The sequence below is a fragment of the Burkholderia sp. AU31624 genome (assembly GCF_020420065.1).
Taxonomy (GTDB): domain Bacteria; phylum Pseudomonadota; class Gammaproteobacteria; order Burkholderiales; family Burkholderiaceae; genus Burkholderia.
Map to the genome: position 1 here is coordinate 367,037 of NZ_JAIZRT010000002.1, position 19,046 is coordinate 386,082.

General features: G+C 69.6%; 20 protein-coding genes. 9 read left to right on the forward strand and 11 right to left on the reverse strand.

Annotated elements, in window-relative coordinates:
• The first annotated feature begins 204 nt into the window (after window positions 1–204).
• Together LGM89_RS06930 and LGM89_RS06935 are read left to right on the forward strand one after the other, a co-directional pair.
• Window positions 205–2,112, forward strand: a complete 1,908-nt coding sequence (locus tag LGM89_RS06930) for a DUF3857 domain-containing transglutaminase family protein (protein WP_226272669.1) — start codon at window positions 205–207, stop codon at window positions 2,110–2,112.
• Window positions 2,113–2,168: 56 nt separating this feature from the next.
• Complete coding sequence (locus LGM89_RS06935; protein ID WP_226272670.1) at window positions 2,169–2,336, forward strand: hypothetical protein; 168 nt, start codon at window positions 2,169–2,171, stop codon at window positions 2,334–2,336.
• Window positions 2,337–2,430: 94 nt separating this feature from the next.
• Here the strand turns inward: LGM89_RS06935 and LGM89_RS06940 are convergent, their stop codons facing one another.
• Window positions 2,431–3,480, reverse strand: coding sequence for an AraC family transcriptional regulator (locus tag LGM89_RS06940; RefSeq protein ID WP_089497675.1), 1,050 nt, complete (start codon window positions 3,478–3,480; stop codon window positions 2,431–2,433).
• Between the two features lie 70 nt (window positions 3,481–3,550).
• On the opposite strand from LGM89_RS06940, the gene LGM89_RS06945 reads away from it, so the two are divergent.
• Window positions 3,551–4,762 (forward strand): MFS transporter, encoded by a 1,212-nt coding sequence (locus LGM89_RS06945; RefSeq protein ID WP_226272671.1) that lies wholly within the window; start codon window positions 3,551–3,553, stop codon window positions 4,760–4,762.
• Between the two features lie 30 nt (window positions 4,763–4,792).
• Here the strand turns inward: LGM89_RS06945 and LGM89_RS06950 are convergent, their stop codons facing one another.
• From LGM89_RS06950 to LGM89_RS06965, 4 genes are all read right to left on the reverse strand, one after another.
• Window positions 4,793–5,638: a helix-turn-helix domain-containing protein gene (locus LGM89_RS06950; protein ID WP_226272672.1), complete on the reverse strand. Its 846-nt coding sequence runs from the start codon at window positions 5,636–5,638 to the stop codon at window positions 4,793–4,795.
• A 48-nt stretch (window positions 5,639–5,686) separates the two neighbouring features.
• Window positions 5,687–6,244 (reverse strand): carboxymuconolactone decarboxylase family protein, encoded by a 558-nt coding sequence (locus tag LGM89_RS06955; RefSeq protein ID WP_226272673.1) that lies wholly within the window; start codon window positions 6,242–6,244, stop codon window positions 5,687–5,689.
• Window positions 6,245–6,358: 114 nt separating this feature from the next.
• Complete coding sequence (locus LGM89_RS06960) at window positions 6,359–7,120, reverse strand: isocitrate lyase/PEP mutase family protein (protein WP_226272674.1); 762 nt, start codon at window positions 7,118–7,120, stop codon at window positions 6,359–6,361.
• Window positions 7,117–8,169 carry a saccharopine dehydrogenase family protein gene (locus LGM89_RS06965; protein WP_226272675.1) on the reverse strand — a complete coding sequence of 351 codons (1,053 nt, stop codon included), beginning with the start codon at window positions 8,167–8,169 and terminating at the stop codon, window positions 7,117–7,119. Before LGM89_RS06965 ends, LGM89_RS06960 begins: the two co-directional genes overlap by 4 nt.
• A gap of 118 nt (window positions 8,170–8,287) precedes the next feature.
• Between LGM89_RS06965 and LGM89_RS06970 the strand changes: the two genes are divergently transcribed.
• On the forward strand, window positions 8,288–8,881 hold the full coding sequence (locus tag LGM89_RS06970) for a TetR/AcrR family transcriptional regulator (RefSeq protein ID WP_089497669.1): 594 nt from the start codon (window positions 8,288–8,290) through the stop codon (window positions 8,879–8,881).
• Window positions 8,882–8,917: 36 nt separating this feature from the next.
• Here the strand turns inward: LGM89_RS06970 and LGM89_RS06975 are convergent, their stop codons facing one another.
• Window positions 8,918–9,385, reverse strand: a complete 468-nt coding sequence (locus LGM89_RS06975; RefSeq protein WP_089497668.1) for a MarR family winged helix-turn-helix transcriptional regulator — start codon at window positions 9,383–9,385, stop codon at window positions 8,918–8,920.
• 80 nt (window positions 9,386–9,465) lie between these two features.
• Between LGM89_RS06975 and LGM89_RS06980 the strand changes: the two genes are divergently transcribed.
• Together LGM89_RS06980 and LGM89_RS06985 are read left to right on the forward strand one after the other, a co-directional pair.
• Complete coding sequence (locus tag LGM89_RS06980; RefSeq protein WP_089497667.1) at window positions 9,466–9,834, forward strand: hypothetical protein; 369 nt, start codon at window positions 9,466–9,468, stop codon at window positions 9,832–9,834.
• 88 nt (window positions 9,835–9,922) lie between these two features.
• On the forward strand, window positions 9,923–10,540 hold the full coding sequence (locus LGM89_RS06985) for a glutathione S-transferase family protein (protein ID WP_226272676.1): 618 nt from the start codon (window positions 9,923–9,925) through the stop codon (window positions 10,538–10,540).
• Between the two features lie 127 nt (window positions 10,541–10,667).
• On the opposite strand, the gene LGM89_RS06990 is transcribed toward LGM89_RS06985, so the two are convergent.
• From LGM89_RS06990 to LGM89_RS07010, 5 genes are all read right to left on the reverse strand, one after another.
• Window positions 10,668–11,390, reverse strand: a complete 723-nt coding sequence (locus tag LGM89_RS06990; RefSeq protein WP_226272677.1) for an HAD family hydrolase — start codon at window positions 11,388–11,390, stop codon at window positions 10,668–10,670.
• 22 nt (window positions 11,391–11,412) lie between these two features.
• On the reverse strand, window positions 11,413–12,384 hold the full coding sequence (locus LGM89_RS06995; protein ID WP_226272678.1) for an ornithine cyclodeaminase family protein: 972 nt from the start codon (window positions 12,382–12,384) through the stop codon (window positions 11,413–11,415).
• A gap of 110 nt (window positions 12,385–12,494) precedes the next feature.
• Window positions 12,495–13,625 (reverse strand): DSD1 family PLP-dependent enzyme, encoded by a 1,131-nt coding sequence (locus tag LGM89_RS07000; protein WP_089497663.1) that lies wholly within the window; start codon window positions 13,623–13,625, stop codon window positions 12,495–12,497.
• A 147-nt stretch (window positions 13,626–13,772) separates the two neighbouring features.
• A complete protein-coding gene (locus LGM89_RS07005; protein ID WP_089497662.1) occupies window positions 13,773–14,699 on the reverse strand; it encodes a LysR substrate-binding domain-containing protein in 927 nt (308 codons plus the stop codon).
• 147 nt (window positions 14,700–14,846) lie between these two features.
• Window positions 14,847–15,761, reverse strand: coding sequence for an NAD(P)/FAD-dependent oxidoreductase (locus tag LGM89_RS07010; protein ID WP_226272679.1), 915 nt, complete (start codon window positions 15,759–15,761; stop codon window positions 14,847–14,849).
• A gap of 160 nt (window positions 15,762–15,921) precedes the next feature.
• Here LGM89_RS07010 and LGM89_RS07015 point away from each other — a divergent pair, with 160 nt between their 5' ends.
• The 3 genes from LGM89_RS07015 to LGM89_RS07025 all read left to right on the forward strand — a co-directional run bounded on the left by LGM89_RS07015 (window position 15,922) and on the right by LGM89_RS07025 (window position 19,046).
• Window positions 15,922–16,362: an RrF2 family transcriptional regulator gene (locus LGM89_RS07015; protein ID WP_089497660.1), complete on the forward strand. Its 441-nt coding sequence runs from the start codon at window positions 15,922–15,924 to the stop codon at window positions 16,360–16,362.
• 252 nt (window positions 16,363–16,614) lie between these two features.
• Complete coding sequence (locus LGM89_RS07020; protein ID WP_089497659.1) at window positions 16,615–17,208, forward strand: DUF2760 domain-containing protein; 594 nt, start codon at window positions 16,615–16,617, stop codon at window positions 17,206–17,208.
• Window positions 17,205–19,046 (forward strand): Hsp70 family protein, encoded by a 1,842-nt coding sequence (locus LGM89_RS07025; protein WP_226205542.1) that lies wholly within the window; start codon window positions 17,205–17,207, stop codon window positions 19,044–19,046. The genes LGM89_RS07020 and LGM89_RS07025 overlap by 4 nt, the downstream gene beginning before the upstream one ends.

Genomic DNA, 19,046 nt, shown 5'->3' on the forward strand with positions numbered 1-19,046 from the left:
AGCCTGCGCTGCACGCCCGGCGAGCTCGCCGCATCGCGCAGCCGGCTCGCCGCGGCGCGGCTTGACGCTCGCCGGCACGTCACCCACACTGGTTCGCACGACGGGCACGCGGCGTGTGTTGTCATGTGCGCGTCACGCGGATCGAACCATTCGCGCCGGCGCGCGGCCCTGGCGCCCGGCAACGAACGCGCGGAGAGCTTCGACGTGGTGCTTTTTCCTATCCGATGGACCGGCCGGCTACTCGCCTGCGCCATCGCGCTCGGCCCCGGTGCGGCCATGGCCGATGTGCGCGACCACGGCAACACGATCGACACGGGCGGCGGCGCGCCCGTCACGGTCGTCAGCGATGTCCACGAATTCGTGATCCAGCACGACGGCGCGCTCGACGAGCACGACGATTCGACGCTGCGCGCGAACGATGCAAACGGTATCGATGCCATCGCGCAGCGCTACGTGTGGTTCGACAGGAATATCGAGAAGGTGGACCTGCTCGCGGCCGAGACGATCGATCGCGACGGGGTCGCGCATCCGGTCGGCGCGGACGGCATTCGCGACGTGCAGGAGCCGCGCTCGGCCGGCGCGCCGACGTTCCAGGACGGGCTGCTGCGCACCGTCGTGTTTCCCGGCGTCGAAGCCGGGTCGAGCACGCGCGTGGCGTTCCGCAAGACCCGCACGAAGCCGGTCAATCGCGGCTACTTCGGCTATACGGTGGAGCCGTCGCGCGAGCCGGTCGACCGCCAGCGGCTGATCTTCGACGTGCCGGCCGACATGCCGCTGTATTCAGATGCGCGCGGCTACGTCGCGCTGCCGCCGGTCACCGCGAACGGCCGCACGCGCTATGAATTCGACTATCGGCACGGCCCGTACGACCGCATCGAAAGCGGCGCGGTCGGCTACGCGACCTACGGCGACCGGCTCGTCGTGTCGACGCTGCCCGACTATGCAGCGTTCGCCGCGCGCTATCGCAACGCGGCGGTCGATCCGGGCGCGGACGATCCGGCCGTCGCGCAACTGGCGCGCACGCTCACCGCGGGTGTCGCCGATCCGCACGACCAGGCGCGCATCCTGTACGACTGGGTGCAGGCGAACATCCGCTACGTCGGGTTGTTTCTCGGTGAAACGGCCGCCGCGCCGCATCGCGTGACGGACATCCTGCGCAACCGCTACGGCGACTGCAAGGATCATGTCGCGCTGTTCGGCGCGCTGCTCGCGGCGGTCGGCATCCGCAGCGAGCCGGTGCTGCTCAATCTCGGGTCCGTCTACACGCTGCCGGCGGTGCCCGGTTACGGCGGTGGTGCGATCAATCACGCGATCACGTGGCTGCCCGATCTCGCGCTTTTTGCGGACACGACGACGGCCGGCATCGCATTCGGCTATCTGCCGCCGATCGTGATGGACCGTCCCGCGTTGCTCGTCGACACGGGCGTGCTGTCGCGCACGCCGGCCACGCAGCCGCGCGGCCGCGTCGCACGGGTGGAGATCGATGCGGCCGGGCCGGGCGCCACGCGTTTTCATGCGTACATCGAGGACGACGGCTGGACGGCCGAACTCGAACGCAACCTGTTTCGCCGCGCGACGCCGGATGCCATCGCGCAACTCGCGAACAACCGGCTGCGGCAAAGCGGCTTGCGCGGTCGAGCGCAGCTGTCGACCAGCGACCGGCGCGTGACCGACGGGCCGTTCGACGTGACGATGTCGGGCACGCTCGATCATTTCGTGTGGCCCGACGGCACGACCGCGTTGCCCGCGCTGTCGAGCCTGACGGGCGGCATCGCGACGCAGGTCGAGAACTGGCTCGCCGAGCCCGTGCGCACGCAGCCATGGGGCTGCATCGGCGGCACGTTCGACGAGACCGGCCAGATCGCGCTGCCGGCCGACGTCGCGGTGACCGACCTGCCGGCCGACACCGCCGTGCACGACCGCTTCGTCGACTTCACGTCGCATTACGTATTCGACGCGGCCGCGCGCGTCGTGCAGGTCACGCGGCGCATGACGGCGGACTTTGGCCGTCAGGTGTGTACGGCGGACGAATTCACGGCGCTGCGCGCGTCGCTCGAGCGCATCGAACGCGACACGCAGGCGCAGATCGTCGTGCGGGCGAAAGGGCGTTGAACGGGCAGGGAAGGTGAATGCATCGATGCGATCGGTCGATGCGCAGGAGGGACATCATGACGGAACGGGATCACGAGATCGCCGATCTCTCGAAGGAATTGCTGGGCCGGATCGTGCAAGGCACCGTGGCGAGCGGTGCGGTCGTGGACGTGGAGCAGTGCGCGGCGCTTGCCGTGCAGTGCGCGACGGCGCTGATCGACACGTTGGAAGCGCGCAGCGACTGAGCGACACTGCCATCACGTCTGAAGGCCATTGGAACGACGCCTGGCGGCCGCGGCCGGCATCACGCGTGAAGCGTGATGCGCGCCACGTCACGCATTACGCTTCGACACGCACCTCGCCGTCCGCGCGCACGGCGCCCGGCGGCTTGCCCACCACGCGCTTGAACGCGCGGCTGAACGCGGCGAGCGAGCCGTAGCCGAGCCGGTACGCGACGGCCTCGATCGTCTCGTGGTCGCGCGTGATCCATTGCGCGGCGAGCCGCATCCGCAGCTCGGTCAGGTAGCGCACCGGCGTCATCCCGGTGGCCGCGAGAAAGCGTTCGGCGAACACCGAACGCGACACGCCCGCTTCGGTCGCGAGTTCCGCCACGCTCCAGTTGCGGCCCGGGTCGCGATGCAGCGCGACGATCGCGCGGCCGAGCTTCGGTTCGCGCAGCGCCTGCACCCAGCCCGTCGCATCACCGCATCCGCACTCGACCCAGCCGCGCACGATGAACGCCGCGACCACATCCGCGAGCCGCGCGAGGATGCCCGCGAAACCCGCGCGCGCCGAGCACGCTTCGCGCTCCATCGCATCGAGCATCGGGCGGATTTCCGGGTAGCGCGCGAGCAGCGTGCCGACGTGCATGAACTCCGGCATCGTGCCGACGAGCGGCTGCATGCCGCCGAGATCGAGCTCCATGCACGCGCTGAAGATCAGCGCATCGCCGGCGCCCGGCTCGGTCGTCGCGCAGCTGGCGGGCGACACGCCGGCCGACGCCACCGACGCGACCGTGTCGCAGATCTTCGCGACCTCGAAGCCGTTGATCTCGCGGCACGGTGCATCGGGGTCCGACACCAGCGCGTGCATGCCGCCGTGCGGCAGCAGGATCGCGTCGCCGGCTTCGAGCCGCATCGTGGCGCCCGACGCGTCGCGCAGCAGCACCGGCCCGCGCCCGACGAAATGGAACTGCGCGCGGCCCGTCACGTGGCCGAAGTTCAGCCCGAACGGCCGCGCGACCTGGATGCGGCGGTACTGGACGCCGCTCAGGCGCATCCCCAGCAGCAGCTCGCTGACGAGGTCGTGCACATCGGGAATAGGGGGCAGAAGGGGCTCGGACATAGCGAGATACGGACGATCGATCAACAAGAACGGATTGTATGTCATAGACCGTCCTGACGTGGTTCCTTACGATACGCCCTCATCAGTACTTTCCCTAACCGACACGGAACCACGCATGAATCCCGGAATCTCCACGGCCGCCTCGACGGCGGCCCCCCGCGAACCGGCCTGGGGCGCGGTATTCGCGATGACGCTCGGCGTGTTCGGGCTCGTCACGGCCGAATTCCTGCCGGCGAGCCTGCTGACGCCGATGGCCGACAGCCTCGGCGTGACCGAAGGCGTGGCCGGGCAGGCCGTCACGGCCACCGCGACGGTCGCGCTGGTCACGAGCCTGCTGATCTCGGCGCTGACGCGCACGATCGACCGGCGGCGCGTGCTGCTCGTGTTCTCGGTGCTGCTCGTCGCGTCGAACCTGGCGGTCGCGTTCGCGCCCAACCTGGCAATGCTGCTGGTCGGCCGCGTCGTGCTCGGCATCGCGCTCGGCGGCTTCTGGACGATGGCCACCGCTACCGCGATGCGGCTCGTGCCGACGGCGATGGTGCCGCGTGCGCTGTCGATCATCTTCAGCGGCGTGGCGGTCGCGACGATCGCGTCCGCGCCGATGGGCAGTTACTTCGGGCACCTGATCGGCTGGCGCAACGTGTTCCTGATCGCGGCCGCGCTCGGCGGCATTGCGTTCGTGTCGCAGATCCTCACACTGCCGTCGATGCCGCCGAGCGGCACGACGCGGCTGCGCACGCTGATCGACGTGCTGCGCCGGCCGACCGTCGGCCTCGGCATGTTCGCGACGATCCTCGTGTTCACCGGGCACTTCGCGTTCTTCACGTACCTGCGGCCGTTCCTCGAACAGGTCGCGGGCGTCGGCGTGAACGGGCTGTCGGCGATCCTGCTCGGCTACGGCATCGCGAACTTCGTCGGCACTTCGCTCGCCGGTCGCGTGCTCGAACACCGGTTGCGGCCGATGCTGATCGGCATGCCCGCGCTGATGGTCGTGCTCGGCGTCGCGCTCGTCGCACTCGGCCGCGCGCCGATGATCGACGCGGTGCTCGTCGCGTTGTGGGGGATGGCATTCGGCGGCGTGCCCGTCGCGTGGTCGACGTGGGTCACGCGCACCGTGCCCGATGAAGCCGAGAGCGCGGGCGGGCTGATCGTCGCGGCGATCCAGCTCGCGATCGCGACGGGCGCGGCGGCCGGCGGCGTCGTGTTCGACGCGAACGGGGCGGCCGGCGTGTTCGTTGCCGCGGCCGTTGTGCTGGCCGTCGCGGTCGCGACGATCGTGACCGGCGTGCCGAAGCGTGTCGGCGTGGTGTCCGCGCTGGCGGAATGAGTTGCACCGGCGGGCCGCCCGGCCCGCCGCTCAGCGCACCGGTGCGTGCGTGTCGAGCAACTGCCGGTGACGCGCTTCGGTCGCGTCGTCGGCGGGGAACATGCACTCCATGCGCAGTTCCTGCGCGGCGGCGCTGTGCGGCGTCCCGACCGTCGTGACCAGCGAGAAGTAATTCAGCACGACGCCTTCGTGCACGAAGCCGATCGGGATGACCGGCAGCGACGGGGCGGCGGCCGGCGCCGGCGGCGTTTTCCAGTCGCGCGGCGCGTCGGGGCTCGCGAGCAGGTCGTCGAGCAACTGCCGGGTGCCGTCGTCGATCACGCGGCCGACCGCTTCGCGCTGCACGCGCTGCAGCAGGCTGCGCGACACCGTCTCCCAGTCGGCCAGGAACGGCCGCATCCCCTGCGGATCGAACATCAGGCGCAGCAGGTTGCGCGGGCCGTCGCGCGCGGCCATGTCGATGAAGCAGCTGAAGAAGCGCGGCGCCGCGTCGTTGGTCATCAGCACGTTCCAGTGGCGATCCATCACGATCGCCGGAAACGGATCGTGCTGGCGCACGACCCGTTCGAGCGCGCCGATCACGCCCTGCATCTCCTGCGCATCCCACGGCGCTTCCGAATACACCGGTGCATACCCGGCCGCGAGCAGCAGCGTGTTGCGCTCGCGCAGCGGCACGTCGAGCGTTTGCGCGAGCGTCAGCAGCGTGTCGCGGCCCGGCACGCTGCGCCCGCTTTCGATGAAGCTGATCTGGCGCTGCGAGATCCCCGCGTCGAGCGACAGGTCGAGCTGGCTCACGCCGCGCACGTCGCGCCAGTAGCGCAGCAACTGGCCGAGTTCGTGCGGCGGCGCGTGCGGTTCGCGGCGGCTGGCGTTCATCGTGCCTCCCTGGGCGTTCCGTGAGCGACGCGATCGACTATATCGGACTCACGCGGCGTTCGCGTGCCACGCGAATGCGTCGAACGGCGCTTCGAGTGCGGGCTGCGTCACGCTGCCGACGTAGTTCGTGATCGTCGATGCGGCGACCACCGCGATCACTTCCAGCAACTGCTCGGCGCTGAAGCCGGCGTCGAGGAACGCCTGCCGGTCGGCCTCGGACAGGCGGCCGCGGGTGTCGATCAGCTTGCGTGCGGTGGCCGACAGCGCGGCCAGGGTCGCGTCGCCGGGCAGGGCGCCGCGGCGGATCGCGTCGACGTCGGCGTGGGTCACACCCTGTTTCAGCGCCAGCGCGGTATGGAACGCGACCGGCCATTCGCTCGCGTTCGTGACCGCGTTGGTGAGCAGGAGCGTCTGGATCTGCGGCTCGGTGAGGCTGCTCGCGTGCACGCGCTCGAACAGGCCGATGAAGCCGTTGATCAGCACCGGCGACGCGGCCATGGCCGCCGCGATGTTCGGGACGATGCCGAAGGTTTGCTGGAGCTGCTGGAGGACGGGCTTTGAGGCGGCCGGTGCCGAGTCGATGGTGTGAAGCGGGTAGGCGGACATGATGTCTCCGGGGGAGGGGCGCCGCCGGATTGGCGGCGCGACACCCGAAGCGTAGGAGCGGCCGTGTCGCGCGCCAATTACATGCGATGTAATCATTCGATGCGCGCGAAGCGGTCAGCCGCCTTGCCTGACCAGCTCCGCCAGCGCCTTCATCGCCTGCAGGTACGGATATGGTCCGTGGCTGATGCGGGCCACGCCGTATTCCGCGAACTCGGCGAGCGTCGGCGTCTCCGTGACGCGCATCACGTTCACCGGCAGCGGCGACGCGGCCGTCAGTGCGCGAATGAGCGCCGGTGAGCCCAGCCCCGGCACGAACAGCCCATCGGCACCGGCCGCGGCATACGCGCGTGCGCGGGCCAGCGTGGCGTCGAGCAGGCGTTCGTCGTGCGTGTCGGCCGGCGCCGTGAAGAACACGTCGGTGCGCGCGTTGATGAAGTAGTCGGCGCCCGCGCGATCGGCGGCCTGCCGGGCTGCCGCGAGACGAGCCGCCGCTGCGTCGACGTCGCGCAATTGGCCCGTCGCCGGGAAGCTGTCCTCGAGGTTGCAGCCGATCGCGCCGGCCTTGATGCTGAGCGCGATCGTTTCGGCGACATCTTCCGGCCGCTCGCCGTACCCGCTTTCGAGATCGACCGTGACGGGTAGGTCGGTCGCGCGCGTGATTCGCTCGAGCACGTCCATCATCAGCGCGCGCGGCATCTGCTCGCCGTCGCCGAAACCGTTCGCCGCCGCGACCGACCAGCTGCCGGTCGCCAGTGCGACGGCGCCCGCATCGGCCGCCGTGCGCGCGCTGCCGGCGTCCCATACGTTGAACAGCGCCAGCGGCTGGCCCGCACGGTGAAGCGAACGGAAATATGCACCCTTCTCATTGCTGCTCATGCTTGCGTCTCCTGGTTGAAAACCGGATCGGTTGTCGTGCCGAACGATACTGCCACCGTATCGAGCGCCGCGAGGAAATCGCGCGCGTCGAACAGCTCGCCGAGACTGCGCACGCCGCCCGACACCACGGTGTCGCCCGCGATCAGGCGCACGGCCGCCTCGACGATGATCGGTGCGCTGACCGCGTAGATGTCCTGCCCGGACGCCGTCGCGCGGTGCGTCGTGCCGCCCTGCACGACGATCGCGTCCATCGCGAACTGCTGCGCCGAGCGGCCCGTCTCGTCGGTCGGCTCGGGCGGCGGCGTGGCGGCATCGCGCACGTCGCGCAGCGCGACGGTGGCGAGCCACGATTCGATCGTATCGATGCGCAGGTGACGCGACAGTGTCATCACTTCCGAAAACGGCAGCAGCGTCACGTCGACGCGGCCGATCGGCGGCGGGAACGGCCATGCGCGTTCGCGTGCGGTCGACGGCACCGGTGTCGGCTTGCCGTTCATCTGCACGAGCCGCACCGCGCGATTGCGTTCGCCCGTCACGCGCGTGCCGCGCGTCGGGTGCCAGCGGTCGAGGCCGGTTGCGATATCGACGCGCTCGATCGGCTGGTGCGGGTCCACGACGGCCGTGACGAGCAGGTCGGCCAGGCCGCCATAGAACGCAGCGGCCGGCACGAGGGTCACGCCCGCGGCGCGCGCCCGCGCGTCGCTGTGTTCGGCCAGCGCCAGCACCGACGGCTGCTCGGCGGTCAGGTCGAGATAGGGGATGCCGGCCCGCAGCGCCGCGTCGGCCAGCGGCAATGCGGTATCGAGGTACGGGCCCGCGCAGTTGATGACCGCAGCCGCGCCGCGCAACGCGGCGTCGAGCGCGGCAGGATCGTCGATCGCGGCGACGCGTGCGAGCGCGAGCGCCGTATCGCCGCCGTCCTCCGCGAGCCGCGCGGCATCGCGCCCGATGCGGATCGCGCGCAGGCCGCGCCGGGCCAGTTCGGCGACGACGAACCGCCCGGTATGACCCGTGGCGCCATAGACTGCAACCGTCATTCGATCATCCATGATCTACTCCGATACAGAACGGTCTGTTTTATAGTACAGACCTGTAGCGTCGTCAAGCACGCGGTGCTATGATCGGATCATTGTTGCGGGAGTGGGCGGCCAGCCAGGCCGGGTCGGGATGAAAAAGGAAACGGGTACACCAGGGAGCGCGCCCGATACGCGCGAACGCATTCTGCAAACGGCCAGCGAGCTGTTCTACCGGGAGGGTACGCGCGCGGTCGGCGTGGACCTGATCGTCGCGCAGGCAGGCGTGGCGAAGACGAGCCTCTATCGTTACTTCACGACGAAGGACGACCTGATCGAAGCGTTCCTGCTGCGCGAGGACGCCGATTTCTGGGCGCATTGGGATGCGGTGGCCGCGCAGTACCGGCGCACGCCGCGCGAGGAACTGGATGCGCAACTGCAATGGATCGGCGAGCGCATTGCGCGCCCCGGCTATCGCGGCTGCCCGCAGATCAACATCGCCGCCGAATACGCGGACGGCAACCATCCGGCCCGCAAGGTGGCCGTCGCGCACAAGCAGGAATTGCGGCGCCGGCTGACCGAGCTGGCGGATGCGATGGGTGTCGACGAGCCGGAAACCTTCGCGCTGCGGCTTGCGACCGTGATCGACGGCGCGCTGAGCAGCGGGCAGGCGTTGCATGCGCATGGGCCCGTGGCTTTCCTGCAGGAATTCGCGCAACTGCTGTTGCCGAAGAAGGGCCGCAAGTAAGCCGCGTGGCCGCGGCGATCCGCGCGCCGGTCCGGTTCAGTCGCGCGCGGCCGGATCGACCGACAGCGCGCGCAACTGGCCGCGCAACTGATCGACTTCCCCCGGCGCGAACGGCCGTTCGATCTCGGCATGCGTCTGCTGCCACAGCGGAAACGCCGCGGCCAGCAGGTCGTGGCCGGCCGGCGTCAGTTCGAGCAGGCGGCTGCGCCGGTCGTCCGGATCCTGGATGATCGTGACCAGGCCGCGCCGCTCGAGCGGCTTCAGCGCGGCCGTGAGCGTGGTGCGGTCCATCGCGAGCAGCGACGCGACCGATTTCATCGGTGCCGGCTGGGGCCGGTTCAGCGACATCAGCAGCGAAAACTGGCCGTTGGTGAGCTCCAGCGGGCGCAGCACATCGTCGAAGATCCGCGCAAGATTACGCGCCGCGCGCTGCATGTGCAGGCACAGGCAGCAATCGCGCACCATCAGCGTCGTTTCGAAGGGGAGCTTTTCTTTTCGTGCCATGTTGCAATTGTGTTGATATCAACCTATCTTGTCAAGGTCGAGGCGCGGCAGCCCGTCGCGTCCGTCACCGGAGGGGACACATGAGTGCTCAACAGCAGTTGTATCTCGCGGTATTTCTCGGGACGAAGGATAGCCCGGCGATGAAGGCGTGGATGGCGCTGCCGGACGAGGAGCGGCGCACGCGCGAGCGCGACGGCATCGCCGCATGGCATGCGTGGGTCGACCGGCATCGCGACGCGATCGTCGAGATGGGCGGCCCGCTCGGCAAGACGAAGACCATCGATGCCGCCGGCGTCAAGGACACGGCGAACGCGATGAGCGGCTTCACCGTCGTGCGGGCGGCCTCGCACGAAGCCGCGGCCGCGCTGTTCGAAGGCCATCCGCATTTCACGCTGTTCCCGGGCGTGGCGATCGACGTGATGCCGGTGCTGCCGATTCCCGGCGCGTGAACGGCGGGCGAGGCCCGGCGCCGTGTATCGGCGATGCGCCGTGGCCGGCAGGTGGACGTTTTCCCGACATTCTGGATGGAGACTGGCGATGAAGCTTTACGGATTTGCCGGCACCCGCTCGCAACGCGCGCTGTGGGGGCTGAAGGAACTGGATGCCGATTTCGAGTTCATCTCGGTGAACCTGCTCCAGGGCGAACACAAGCGGCCCGAATTCCTGCGCCTCAATCCGGCCGGCAAGGTGCCCGTGCTGGTGGACGGCGATCTCGTGATTCCCGAATCGGCCGCGATCGTGCTGTATCTCGCGGACAAGTACCCGGAGAAGGCGTTGCTGCCGGACGATCCGGCGCTGCGGGCCGAGGCGTACCGATGGGTCATGTTCGCGGTGACGGAGCTCGAGCAGCCGCTGTGGCGGATCACGCGGCACTCGTTCATCTATCCGCCGGAGAAGCGTTCGCCGGCCGATATCGAACTGGCGCGCGACGATTTCAGGACGATGGCGGCGATCCTCGACAAGCATCTCGAAGGCCGCGAATTCATCGTCGGCGATACGCTGACGGTGGCCGATTGCGTGACGGCTTACCTGATCGACTGGGCGGGTGAGTGCAACCTGATCGAATCGTTTCCGCAGTTGTGTGCGTATCTCGAACGGCTGTATGCGCGGCCGAAGGCACCGCAGCGGATCGCGGACGCGCGCAAGGCGGCGTGAACGTTCGGCGGCCGGTCATGCGCTGCATCGGCATGGCCGACCGCTGCGTCGGTGCGTTCGGCGAGCGGCGGTCTTGCGCGTTTCAGGAGGGTGACGCGTGCGTCGCGCACGCGGCGCACGCAGGGGCTCACACTACGTCGTCAGGCCCGCCAAGCATGCGGCACAGCATCGACAGGTCGCTGAGCGTGACGTGCGGGGTCGCGGCCTGCTGCTGCACGCGCTCCGCTTCCCGGTGCGTATCGCGCACCACCCACGCCGCCTGCAGCCCCGCGTTCAATGCGCCGACGATATCGAGGTGGTAGTCATCGCCGACATGCAGCAGTTCCGCCGGTGGCACGTCGAGCGCTTCCGCCGCCGCATGGAAGATCCCGGGCTCCGGCTTCGCGACGCCGAACGCCTGCCCACTGAGCGTCGCACGAAAGAATTCGCCGCCGCCGGTCAGCCGCAGGTCCGCGTTGCCGTTGGTCACCGCGATCAACGGAAACCGCGCACTCAACCACGCGAGCGCCGGCAACGCATCTTCATAGAATTCAACCCGGTTGCGCGCGGCATAGAAGGCTGCGTACGCACGGTCGGTGAGCGCGACATCTTCGTTCGCGCGCTCCAGCGCAAGCCGGATCGAGCCGATTCTCATCGCGCGGAAGTCGCCGGCGAGGTCGGGGCACAATCGTTCGTATTCCTCACGCAAGTCGCTGAGCGCCTGCTGCGTGGGCAGCACCCGCTCGGTACCAGGCGCGTGCTCGATCAGCCACGTGCGAAGCTCCCCTTCGGCCCGTACGACGGATGGCCCGAACGGCCACAGGGTGTCGTCCAGGTCGAACGAGAGCGCGGAAACTTGGGTGAGACGCATGGAGGTTGACGGGGCGTTTCGTTTACCAGGGCCACGGAATGGCGATTCCGGTGCCGTTTTCGAGGGCCTGCCGATACAGGAAGCGTGCGACGGTCAGGTCCTGCAGCGCGAGCCCGGTCATGTCGAAGACGGTGATCTCGTGCGGCGCGCGGTCGACCGTCGCGGTTCCCGCGAGGATGTCACCGATTTCCGTGCGTGGCAAATCCGGCGCCCACTGGCACTCGCCGATGCTGCGCGCCTGGTCGTGATCGTCCACGACAATCCGCGCGCGTTCCAGCACGCCGGCCGGCAGCTCGCGCTTGCCGGCGGTGTCGGCGCCCACGCAGGTCAGGTGGGTGCCCGGCTGCACCGCGTCCGCATCGAACAGCGGGCCGCCGCCGGGCGTTGCCGTGATCACCACGTCGCTGTTGGCCACCGCGTCGTTCCGGTCGCGCGCCACGCCGATCGTGCATCGTTCCCGGAAGGCCGATTCGAACGCCGGGTCGGGCTCGCCGCTGGCGCTCACGTACTGCACGGTGCACCGTTGCGGTAGCAGCCCCAGTGCGTAGTCGAGCTGGACGCGCGCCTGCACGCCGGTGCCGAACACGCAGATTCGCGTGCTGTCGCGTCGCGCGAGCAGTTGCAGACCGAGGCCGCCGGCGGCGCCGGTGCGCGCGGTGGTGATCGCATTGCCGTCCATGATGCACAGCGGGCGGCCCGTAGCCGGGTCGAACAGCGCGACGGTGGCCTGATGCGGTTCGCCGCCGAGCCCGCGGTTGCCGGGCCAGAATCCGGCCGCCTTGAAACCGAGCAGGTCCTGATTCGCGACATCGCCCGACTTGATGCCGAACACGCCGCCGGTGTGCAGCTTCTCACGCACCACCGGGAACACGCGTCCGGCCCGTTGACTGTGCAGCACGAAGGCTTCGCGAACGGCCGCCGTCACTTGCGCGGCCTGGAGGGCGGGCGCGACGGTATCGCGGTCGAGAAGCAGGAGTCGGTCGTCGGTCGGCATGTTCGGGGCAAGCGCTTTCGGCGCCAGGCAAATCGGGGTGGTTTAAATTTTGTCCAAGTTTGGACAAAGAGTCAATGAATCGACGGGGCGGCACGGGTGCGCGGTTTTGCTCACCACCCGTAGAAGCGCGGCCACGTCTGCGCGCCGCCGTCTTCGCCGATCGCCTGATATTCGGGATGTTGCGCACCGGTGGCGCACGCGTGATTCGGCAGGATGCGCAGGCGGGTGCCGATCGGAAACCGTTGCGCGATGCCGGCGTCGGGCGTGCCTGCACGCGACACGATCCCGTGCTCCTGGTTGGCGGCGCTCATCACGTAGTCGCCGAGCACGTCGCCGTGTTCGGTGCAAACTTGCCCGTAGCCGAAGTCGTGCGCCTGGCGCTGCGTGCCGCGGTCGCGGCTCATCGCCATCCAGCCGGCGTCGACGATCGCCCAGCCTTTTTCTTCCTGGTGCCCGATGACGGTGGTCAGCACCGACAGCGCGATGTCGGACAGGTCGCACACGCCGATGTTGTGCATCACGAGGTCGAACATCACGTACACGCCGGCGCGCACTTCGGTCACGCCTTCGAGATGTTCCGCCGCGAGGGCGGTGGGGGTCGAGCCGATGCTCACGACCGGGCAGGGCAGCCCGGCAGCGCGAAGGCGCTCCGCCGCCCGCACGGTGCGGCTGCGTTCCTGCTCGGCGATCGCCGCCAGTGCGTCGGGCGTGCTGTATTCGTAGCTGGAGCCCGCGTGTGCCAACACCCCGCCGAGCACCATCCCGCCGTCGACCAGCGCGCGGCCCACGTCGATCAGCAGGTCGGCGTCGGGCGGAATCCCGGAGCGGTGGCCGTCGACGTCGACCTCGATCCACACGTCGAAGCGCTCGTCGTGCGCGCGCCCGAATTCGGCGATCGCGTGTGCGGCCGGCAGGCTGTCGGCGACGAGCTTCAGGTCGCAGCCCTGCCGGCGCAGCGCGAGCGCCTGGCCCAGCTTCGCGGGCACCATGCCGACCGCGTAGACGATGTCCCGGATACCGTGCGCGAAAAACTGTTCGGCTTCCTTGAGCGTCGACACCGTGATGCCCTGTGCGCCGGCCGCGATCTGGGCATCGACGACTTGCGTGCTCTTGGTGGTCTTGACGTGTGGCCGGAACCGGACGCCGAGCGCGTCCAGATGCGCCTGCATGCGGCCGATGTTGTGCTGCATGCGGCCGATGTCGATCAGGGCGGCCGGGGTGTTGAGGGTTTGAAGATCCACGATGCGTTGCCTCGGAGGGTTGCCGATGTGAACGATGTGAACACTGTAGGGCCGTGGATGAATCTCGGGTTTAACGCATCGCTAATCCGGCATTAAACGCTGCTTAATCGACTGGATCGACTGAATCGTGTGGATGCGCGGCGCGGCTCACGCGTTGCCACGCCACGGCGGCGGGCTGAGCAACCGTGTCGCGGCTTCGAGGAACACCCGTTGCCGCGCGGAGCGGCCGGTGCGCGACGGCAGCAGCGCCGTCACGGGGGCGGGCGGCAGGTGCCAGTCGGGCAGCAACCGGACGAGCTTGCCGTTCGCCAGCAGCGGCGCGACGTCCCACTCGGAGCGCTCGACGATCCCGAGCCCCGCCAGCGCCCATTCCGTGATGACGGTGCCGTCGTTCGACGACAGCGCGCCGGTCACGCGGATCACGGCGGACCGGCGCGGTTCGCCCTTGACGTCGCCGCCTTGCGAGAAGCGCCAGCGCGGGATGTCCTCGTCGTTCTCGCGCAGGCACAGGCAGTCGTAGCGGGCCAGGTCGGACGGATGGTTCAGTTCCTTGATGCGGCGCGCATAGGCGGGGCTCGCGCACAGAAAGCGGTCATTGGGCGCGAGCGGATACCCGATCCACGACGACGACTTGAGGCTGCCGACATGAACGACCACGTCGGCGCCCGGCGCGCTGGTCAACGGGCTCTCCGACAGGTGGAGCGCGATGTCGAGCTTCGGATGCGCGCGCTGCACGTCGCGCACGATCCGCGCGACGTACTTGCGGCCGAAGCCGAGCGGGGCGACGACGCGCAGCGTGCCGCGCACGTCGCCGTGGTCGCCCGAGATGCTGACCGGCAGCGCCTCCACGCGCTCGAGGATGTCGACGGCTTCCTGGTACAGGCGCTGCCCTTCGTCGGTCAACGCGATCCCTTTCGGCTGCCGCACGGCGAGCCGGGCGTTCAATCGCGCTTCCATCCGCTGCAGGCGAATCGTGACCGCGGGCGGCGTGAGATCGAGCAGCCGCGCGGCCGCGGCCAGCGAGCGCGACGTGCCGATCGCGCGGACGAGTCGAAGGTCGTCGAGGTCGAGCATTTCGTGTCTCTTAATGCTGGGTGTGCCGAGCATTAAACCGCACATCGCGACGCGAATCCATCGGTGCGGCGGTGGATCGCGTCGGTCGCGCATCGAATCGGATTGCCCGGCCGCTTCGAATCACACGGCCCGCGACGCCACGCACCGTTACCGGCCGAGCCCGACAATCAGCGACCGGTGCGCGGCGACCCCGGCCATCACGCCCGACGCCGATGCGAACGTTGCGTTGGTCATCGGCGTCGACGCGTCGCCGGCCGCGAACACGCCGGCGACGCTCGTCTGCTTCATTGCATCGACGCGCACGACCGGGCCGAGCGGCCCGTCGTCGAACGCACAGCCGAGCTGCTGCGCGAGATCGCTCGCCATCGCCGTGTGCGCGCCGACGAACAGCGCATCGATCGGCACGACCTGCCCGTCGGCGAGCCGCAACGCTTCGATTCGCGGCGCATCGCCGAGGATTTCCACGACCGGCGACCGTTCGATGCGCACGCCGCGCGCATCGAGCAACGCGGCTTCTTCTTCGTTCGCCTCGACTACACCCTGCGTGAACCACGTCGTCGGGCCCCAGTCCGGAATCAGGATCGCCTGATGCACCGACAGCGGATGCGTGGCGAGCACGCCGAGCCGCTGGCCGCTCACCTCGTATCCATGGCAGTACGGACAATGCAGCACGCTCGCGCCCCAGCGTTCCGCCAGCCCCGGCAGCGCGGGCAACGCGTCGCGGATACCGGTCGCGAGGATCAGCCGGTCGGCGCTCGCCCGGCTGCCGTCGGCGAGCGTCACATGGAAGCGGCCGTCCGCATCGCGCTCGGCCGTGCGCACGTCGCCTGCGATCCGCTGCACGGTGGGATACGCGGCGAGCTGCGCGGCGGCTTCCTCGACGATGGCCGCGGGCGGCTTGCCGTCCTGCCCGAAAAAGCCGTGCGCGTGCGCGGCAAAGCGGTTGCGCGGCTGGCCGGCATCGATCACGAGCACGCGGCGGCGCGCCCGCGCAAGCTGCATCGCGGCCGACAGCCCCGCAAAGCTGCCGCCGATCACGATCACTTCATGATGGTCATGCATGCCTCCACTCCTTTCCTGAACCTGCGTGAATGACGGACGTGCTCCGACGGTGGTCGACTCAAACTCAACTCAAACCAACTCACGAAACACGAGAAGTTGCATGATAGGGCGATGGTATCATTCACGCAACTTCAAAAGTTTCGAGAGAGGGGCGCCGCCCGTGAGAACCGATAGCCGCTTGTCGCGCATGCTGCATGCGCTGATCCACATGGATCAGGCCGATGGCCCGATGACGTCCGACGCGATCGCGACGATGTTGTGCACGAACCCGGTCGTCGTGCGGCGCCTGCTCGGCGGCTTGCGCGACTGCGGCTACGTGCAGTCGGAGAAGGGGCATGGCGGCGGCTGGGTGCTGAGCGTCGCGCTCGACGACATCACGCTGCTCGACGTCTATCGCGCGGTGGGCGAGCCGCCGCTGTTCTCCGATCTGGTGACCGACGACGAGGCCGAATGCCTGGTCGAGCAGGCCGTCAATGCGCACCTGTCGGCCACGCTGAAGGAGGCCGAGACGACGCTGCTCGCCCGCTTCGGCGAAGTCACGCTCGGCATGCTGTCGCGCGATTTCGAGGCGAAGCACGCGAAGCGGCGCAAGCCGCGCTGACGCGCCGCAGCATCGCGGCCGGGCGTCGCGCCATGTGCGCGCCGACGTGGCCGAAAACGCTGCGTCGCGATGTTCTGTCCCCCAACTTCTGCCCGGTTCGCCCGCCACAGGGCAAAATACGGGTTTTCCGCACCCGCGAGGGCGCGACCGAATCACGCGCCGGGCGGCGGCGGTGCGCCATCCGCACGCCGCCGCCGGGCGCCCAGGCAAGAAACGCTCGTCATGTCGCGAGCCCACAGGAGTCCAGACCCCATGCCCGAATCCAACCTGTCCTTCTTCGGCCGGCTGTCGCTGGCCGTCGGCACGTTTTTCTCCGTGCTCGGCAACCGCGAGTTCGCGGCCGGCGTGCTGCGCGTGCGCGATGGCGCCCCGGCACCGGTCGCGCCGGCCCCCGCCGCGGCCCCCGCGCCGTCCCCGGCGCCTGCCGCCGCGCCCGTGAAGGCGCCGGCACCCGAGCTGCGCGAAGCGAGCCCGCAGGCCGCGCTGCAACTGCTCGGCCTGCTGCAGCGCGATGCGCGCTTCATCGACTTCGTCGAGGAAGACATCGCCGGCTACGCGGACGCCGACATCGGCGCGGCCGCACGCCTCGTGCACGACGGCTGCCGTGCCGCGCTGCGCGAACACTTCACGATCGTGCCGGTGCGCGACGAAGCCGAAGGCAGCCGCGTGACGCTGCCGGCCGGCTTCGACGCGACGGCCGTGCGCGTGACCGGCAACGTGGTCGGCGCCGCGCCGTTCACGGGCACCGTCAGCCATCGCGGCTGGCGGGTCGCCGACGTGCGCCTGCCGAAGCTGACGGGCAGCCACGACGCGTCGGTCGTCGCACCGGCGGAGGTGGAACTGTGAGCGATCCGCGCTATTCGATCGGCATCGATCTCGGTACCACCCATTGCGCGCTGTCGTACGTCGACAGCGCCGCGAGCGACGGCGAAACCATCACGCAGCAGGTGCTGCCGATCGCGCAGCTCACCGCGCCCGGCGCGCTGGAGTCGCGCGACCTGCTGCCGTCGTTCCTCTACCTGCCGCATGAAAGCGAACTCACGCAGGGCGACCTGACGCTGCCGTGGACGGCCTCGCGCGGCTTCGCGGTCGGCGAGATGGCCCGCACGCGCGGCGCCGGCACCCCGATCCGCCTCGTGTCGAGCGCGAAGAGCTGGCTGTGCCACCCGGGTGTCGACCGCCGCGCGGCGATCCTGCCGAGCGATGCGCCGCCGGAAGTGGCGCGCGTGTCGCCGCTGGAAAGCTCGATCCGCTACCTGACGCACCTGCGCGAAGCGTGGGACCACACGCATCCCGACGCGCCGTTCGCCGACCAGGACGTGACGGTCACGATCCCCGCATCGTTCGACCCGGCCGCGCGCGAGCTGACGGCCGAGGCCGCCCGCGCCGCCGGCTACTCGCGGATGACGCTGCTCGAGGAGCCGCAGGCCGCGCTGTACAGCTGGATCCAGAAGAGCCAGGGCGGCTGGCGCAAGCAGGTGCAGGTCGGCGACCTGATCCTGTGCGTCGACGTCGGCGGCGGCACGACCGACCTGTCGCTGATCGCGGTGGTCGAGCGCGAAGGCAATCTCGAACTGCATCGCGTGGCGGTCGGCGAGCACATCCTGCTCGGCGGCGACAACATGGACCTCGCGCTTGCGCACATCGTCGCGCGCAAGCTCGCGCAGCAGGGCACGCAGGCCGATCCGTGGCAACTGCGCGCGCTCACGTACGCGTGCCGTTCCGCGAAGGAAACGCTGCTGTCCGACCCGACGACCGACGCGGTGCCGCTCGTCGTGCCGAGCCGCGGCTCGAAGCTGATCGGCGGGTCGATCCGCACGGAGCTGACGCGCGCGGAACTCACGCAGACGATCCTCGAAGGCTTCTTCCCGCAAGTCGACGCGGCCGCGCGCCCGGTGAGCCGCGCCCGCGTCGGCCTGACGCAGCTCGGCCTGCCGTATGCGCAGGACGCGGGCATCACGCGCCATCTCGCGGCGTTCCTCGGCCGCCAGGTCGCGGCGCTCGACTCGCTCGACGGCGTGCAGCGCACGCTGCCGCAGGGCGCGACGTTCCTGCATCCGACCGCCGTGCTGTTCAACGGCGGCGTGTTCAAGTCGACGCTGCTCACGCAGCGCGTGCTCGATACGCTCAACAGCTGGCTCGCCGCTGAAGGTGCGCCGCCCGCGCGCCTGCTCGAAGGCGCGGATCTCGATCTCGCGGTTGCGCGCGGCGCGGCGTACTACGGCTACGTGAAGCGCGGCCGCGGCGTGCGCATTCGCGGCGGCACGGCGCGTGCGTACTACGTCGCGATCGAATCGGCGATGCCGGCCGTGCCGGGGCTCGAACCGCCGGTGCAGGCGCTGTGCGTCGCGCCGTTCGGGATGGAGGAGGGCTCGGACGCGGCACTGCCGCCGCAGGAGTTCGGCCTCGTCGTCGGCGAACCGGTGCAGTTCCGCTTCTTCGGGTCGTCGGTGCGCCGTCAGGACCAGGTCGGCACGCTGCTCGACTACTGGTCGCCGGAAGAGCTGCAGGAGCTGGAGGAAATCCAGGCGACGCTGCCCGCCGAAGGGCGCACCGTCGGCGAGGTCGTGCCGGTGAAGCTGCATGCGCGCGTGACAGAAGCCGGCACGCTCGAACTCGAGGCGATCCCGAGCGGCACGGACGAGCGCTGGAAGGTCGAGTTCGACGTGCGCGGCGCCGCCTGA

Coding starts and splice junctions, on each gene's coding strand:
- LGM89_RS06980 (WP_089497667.1), top strand. CDS start 9,466: ATGAGTGCTCAACAGCAGTTGTATCTCGCGGTATTTCTCGGGACGAAG.
- LGM89_RS06950 (WP_226272672.1), bottom strand. CDS start 5,638: ATGAACGCCAGCCGCCGCGAACCGCACGCGCCGCCGCACGAACTCGGC.
- LGM89_RS07020 (WP_089497659.1), top strand. CDS start 16,615: ATGCCCGAATCCAACCTGTCCTTCTTCGGCCGGCTGTCGCTGGCCGTC.
- LGM89_RS06995 (WP_226272678.1), bottom strand. CDS start 12,384: ATGCCGACCGACGACCGACTCCTGCTTCTCGACCGCGATACCGTCGCG.
- LGM89_RS07005 (WP_089497662.1), bottom strand. CDS start 14,699: ATGCTCGACCTCGACGACCTTCGACTCGTCCGCGCGATCGGCACGTCG.
- LGM89_RS06965 (WP_226272675.1), bottom strand. CDS start 8,169: ATGGATGATCGAATGACGGTTGCAGTCTATGGCGCCACGGGTCATACC.
- LGM89_RS06945 (WP_226272671.1), top strand. CDS start 3,551: ATGAATCCCGGAATCTCCACGGCCGCCTCGACGGCGGCCCCCCGCGAA.
- LGM89_RS06975 (WP_089497668.1), bottom strand. CDS start 9,385: ATGGCACGAAAAGAAAAGCTCCCCTTCGAAACGACGCTGATGGTGCGC.
- LGM89_RS06985 (WP_226272676.1), top strand. CDS start 9,923: ATGAAGCTTTACGGATTTGCCGGCACCCGCTCGCAACGCGCGCTGTGG.
- LGM89_RS06960 (WP_226272674.1), bottom strand. CDS start 7,120: ATGAGCAGCAATGAGAAGGGTGCATATTTCCGTTCGCTTCACCGTGCG.
- LGM89_RS07010 (WP_226272679.1), bottom strand. CDS start 15,761: ATGCATGACCATCATGAAGTGATCGTGATCGGCGGCAGCTTTGCGGGG.
- LGM89_RS06935 (WP_226272670.1), top strand. CDS start 2,169: ATGACGGAACGGGATCACGAGATCGCCGATCTCTCGAAGGAATTGCTG.
- LGM89_RS06955 (WP_226272673.1), bottom strand. CDS start 6,244: ATGTCCGCCTACCCGCTTCACACCATCGACTCGGCACCGGCCGCCTCA.
- LGM89_RS06940 (WP_089497675.1), bottom strand. CDS start 3,480: ATGACATACAATCCGTTCTTGTTGATCGATCGTCCGTATCTCGCTATG.
- LGM89_RS06990 (WP_226272677.1), bottom strand. CDS start 11,390: ATGCGTCTCACCCAAGTTTCCGCGCTCTCGTTCGACCTGGACGACACC.
- LGM89_RS06970 (WP_089497669.1), top strand. CDS start 8,288: ATGAAAAAGGAAACGGGTACACCAGGGAGCGCGCCCGATACGCGCGAA.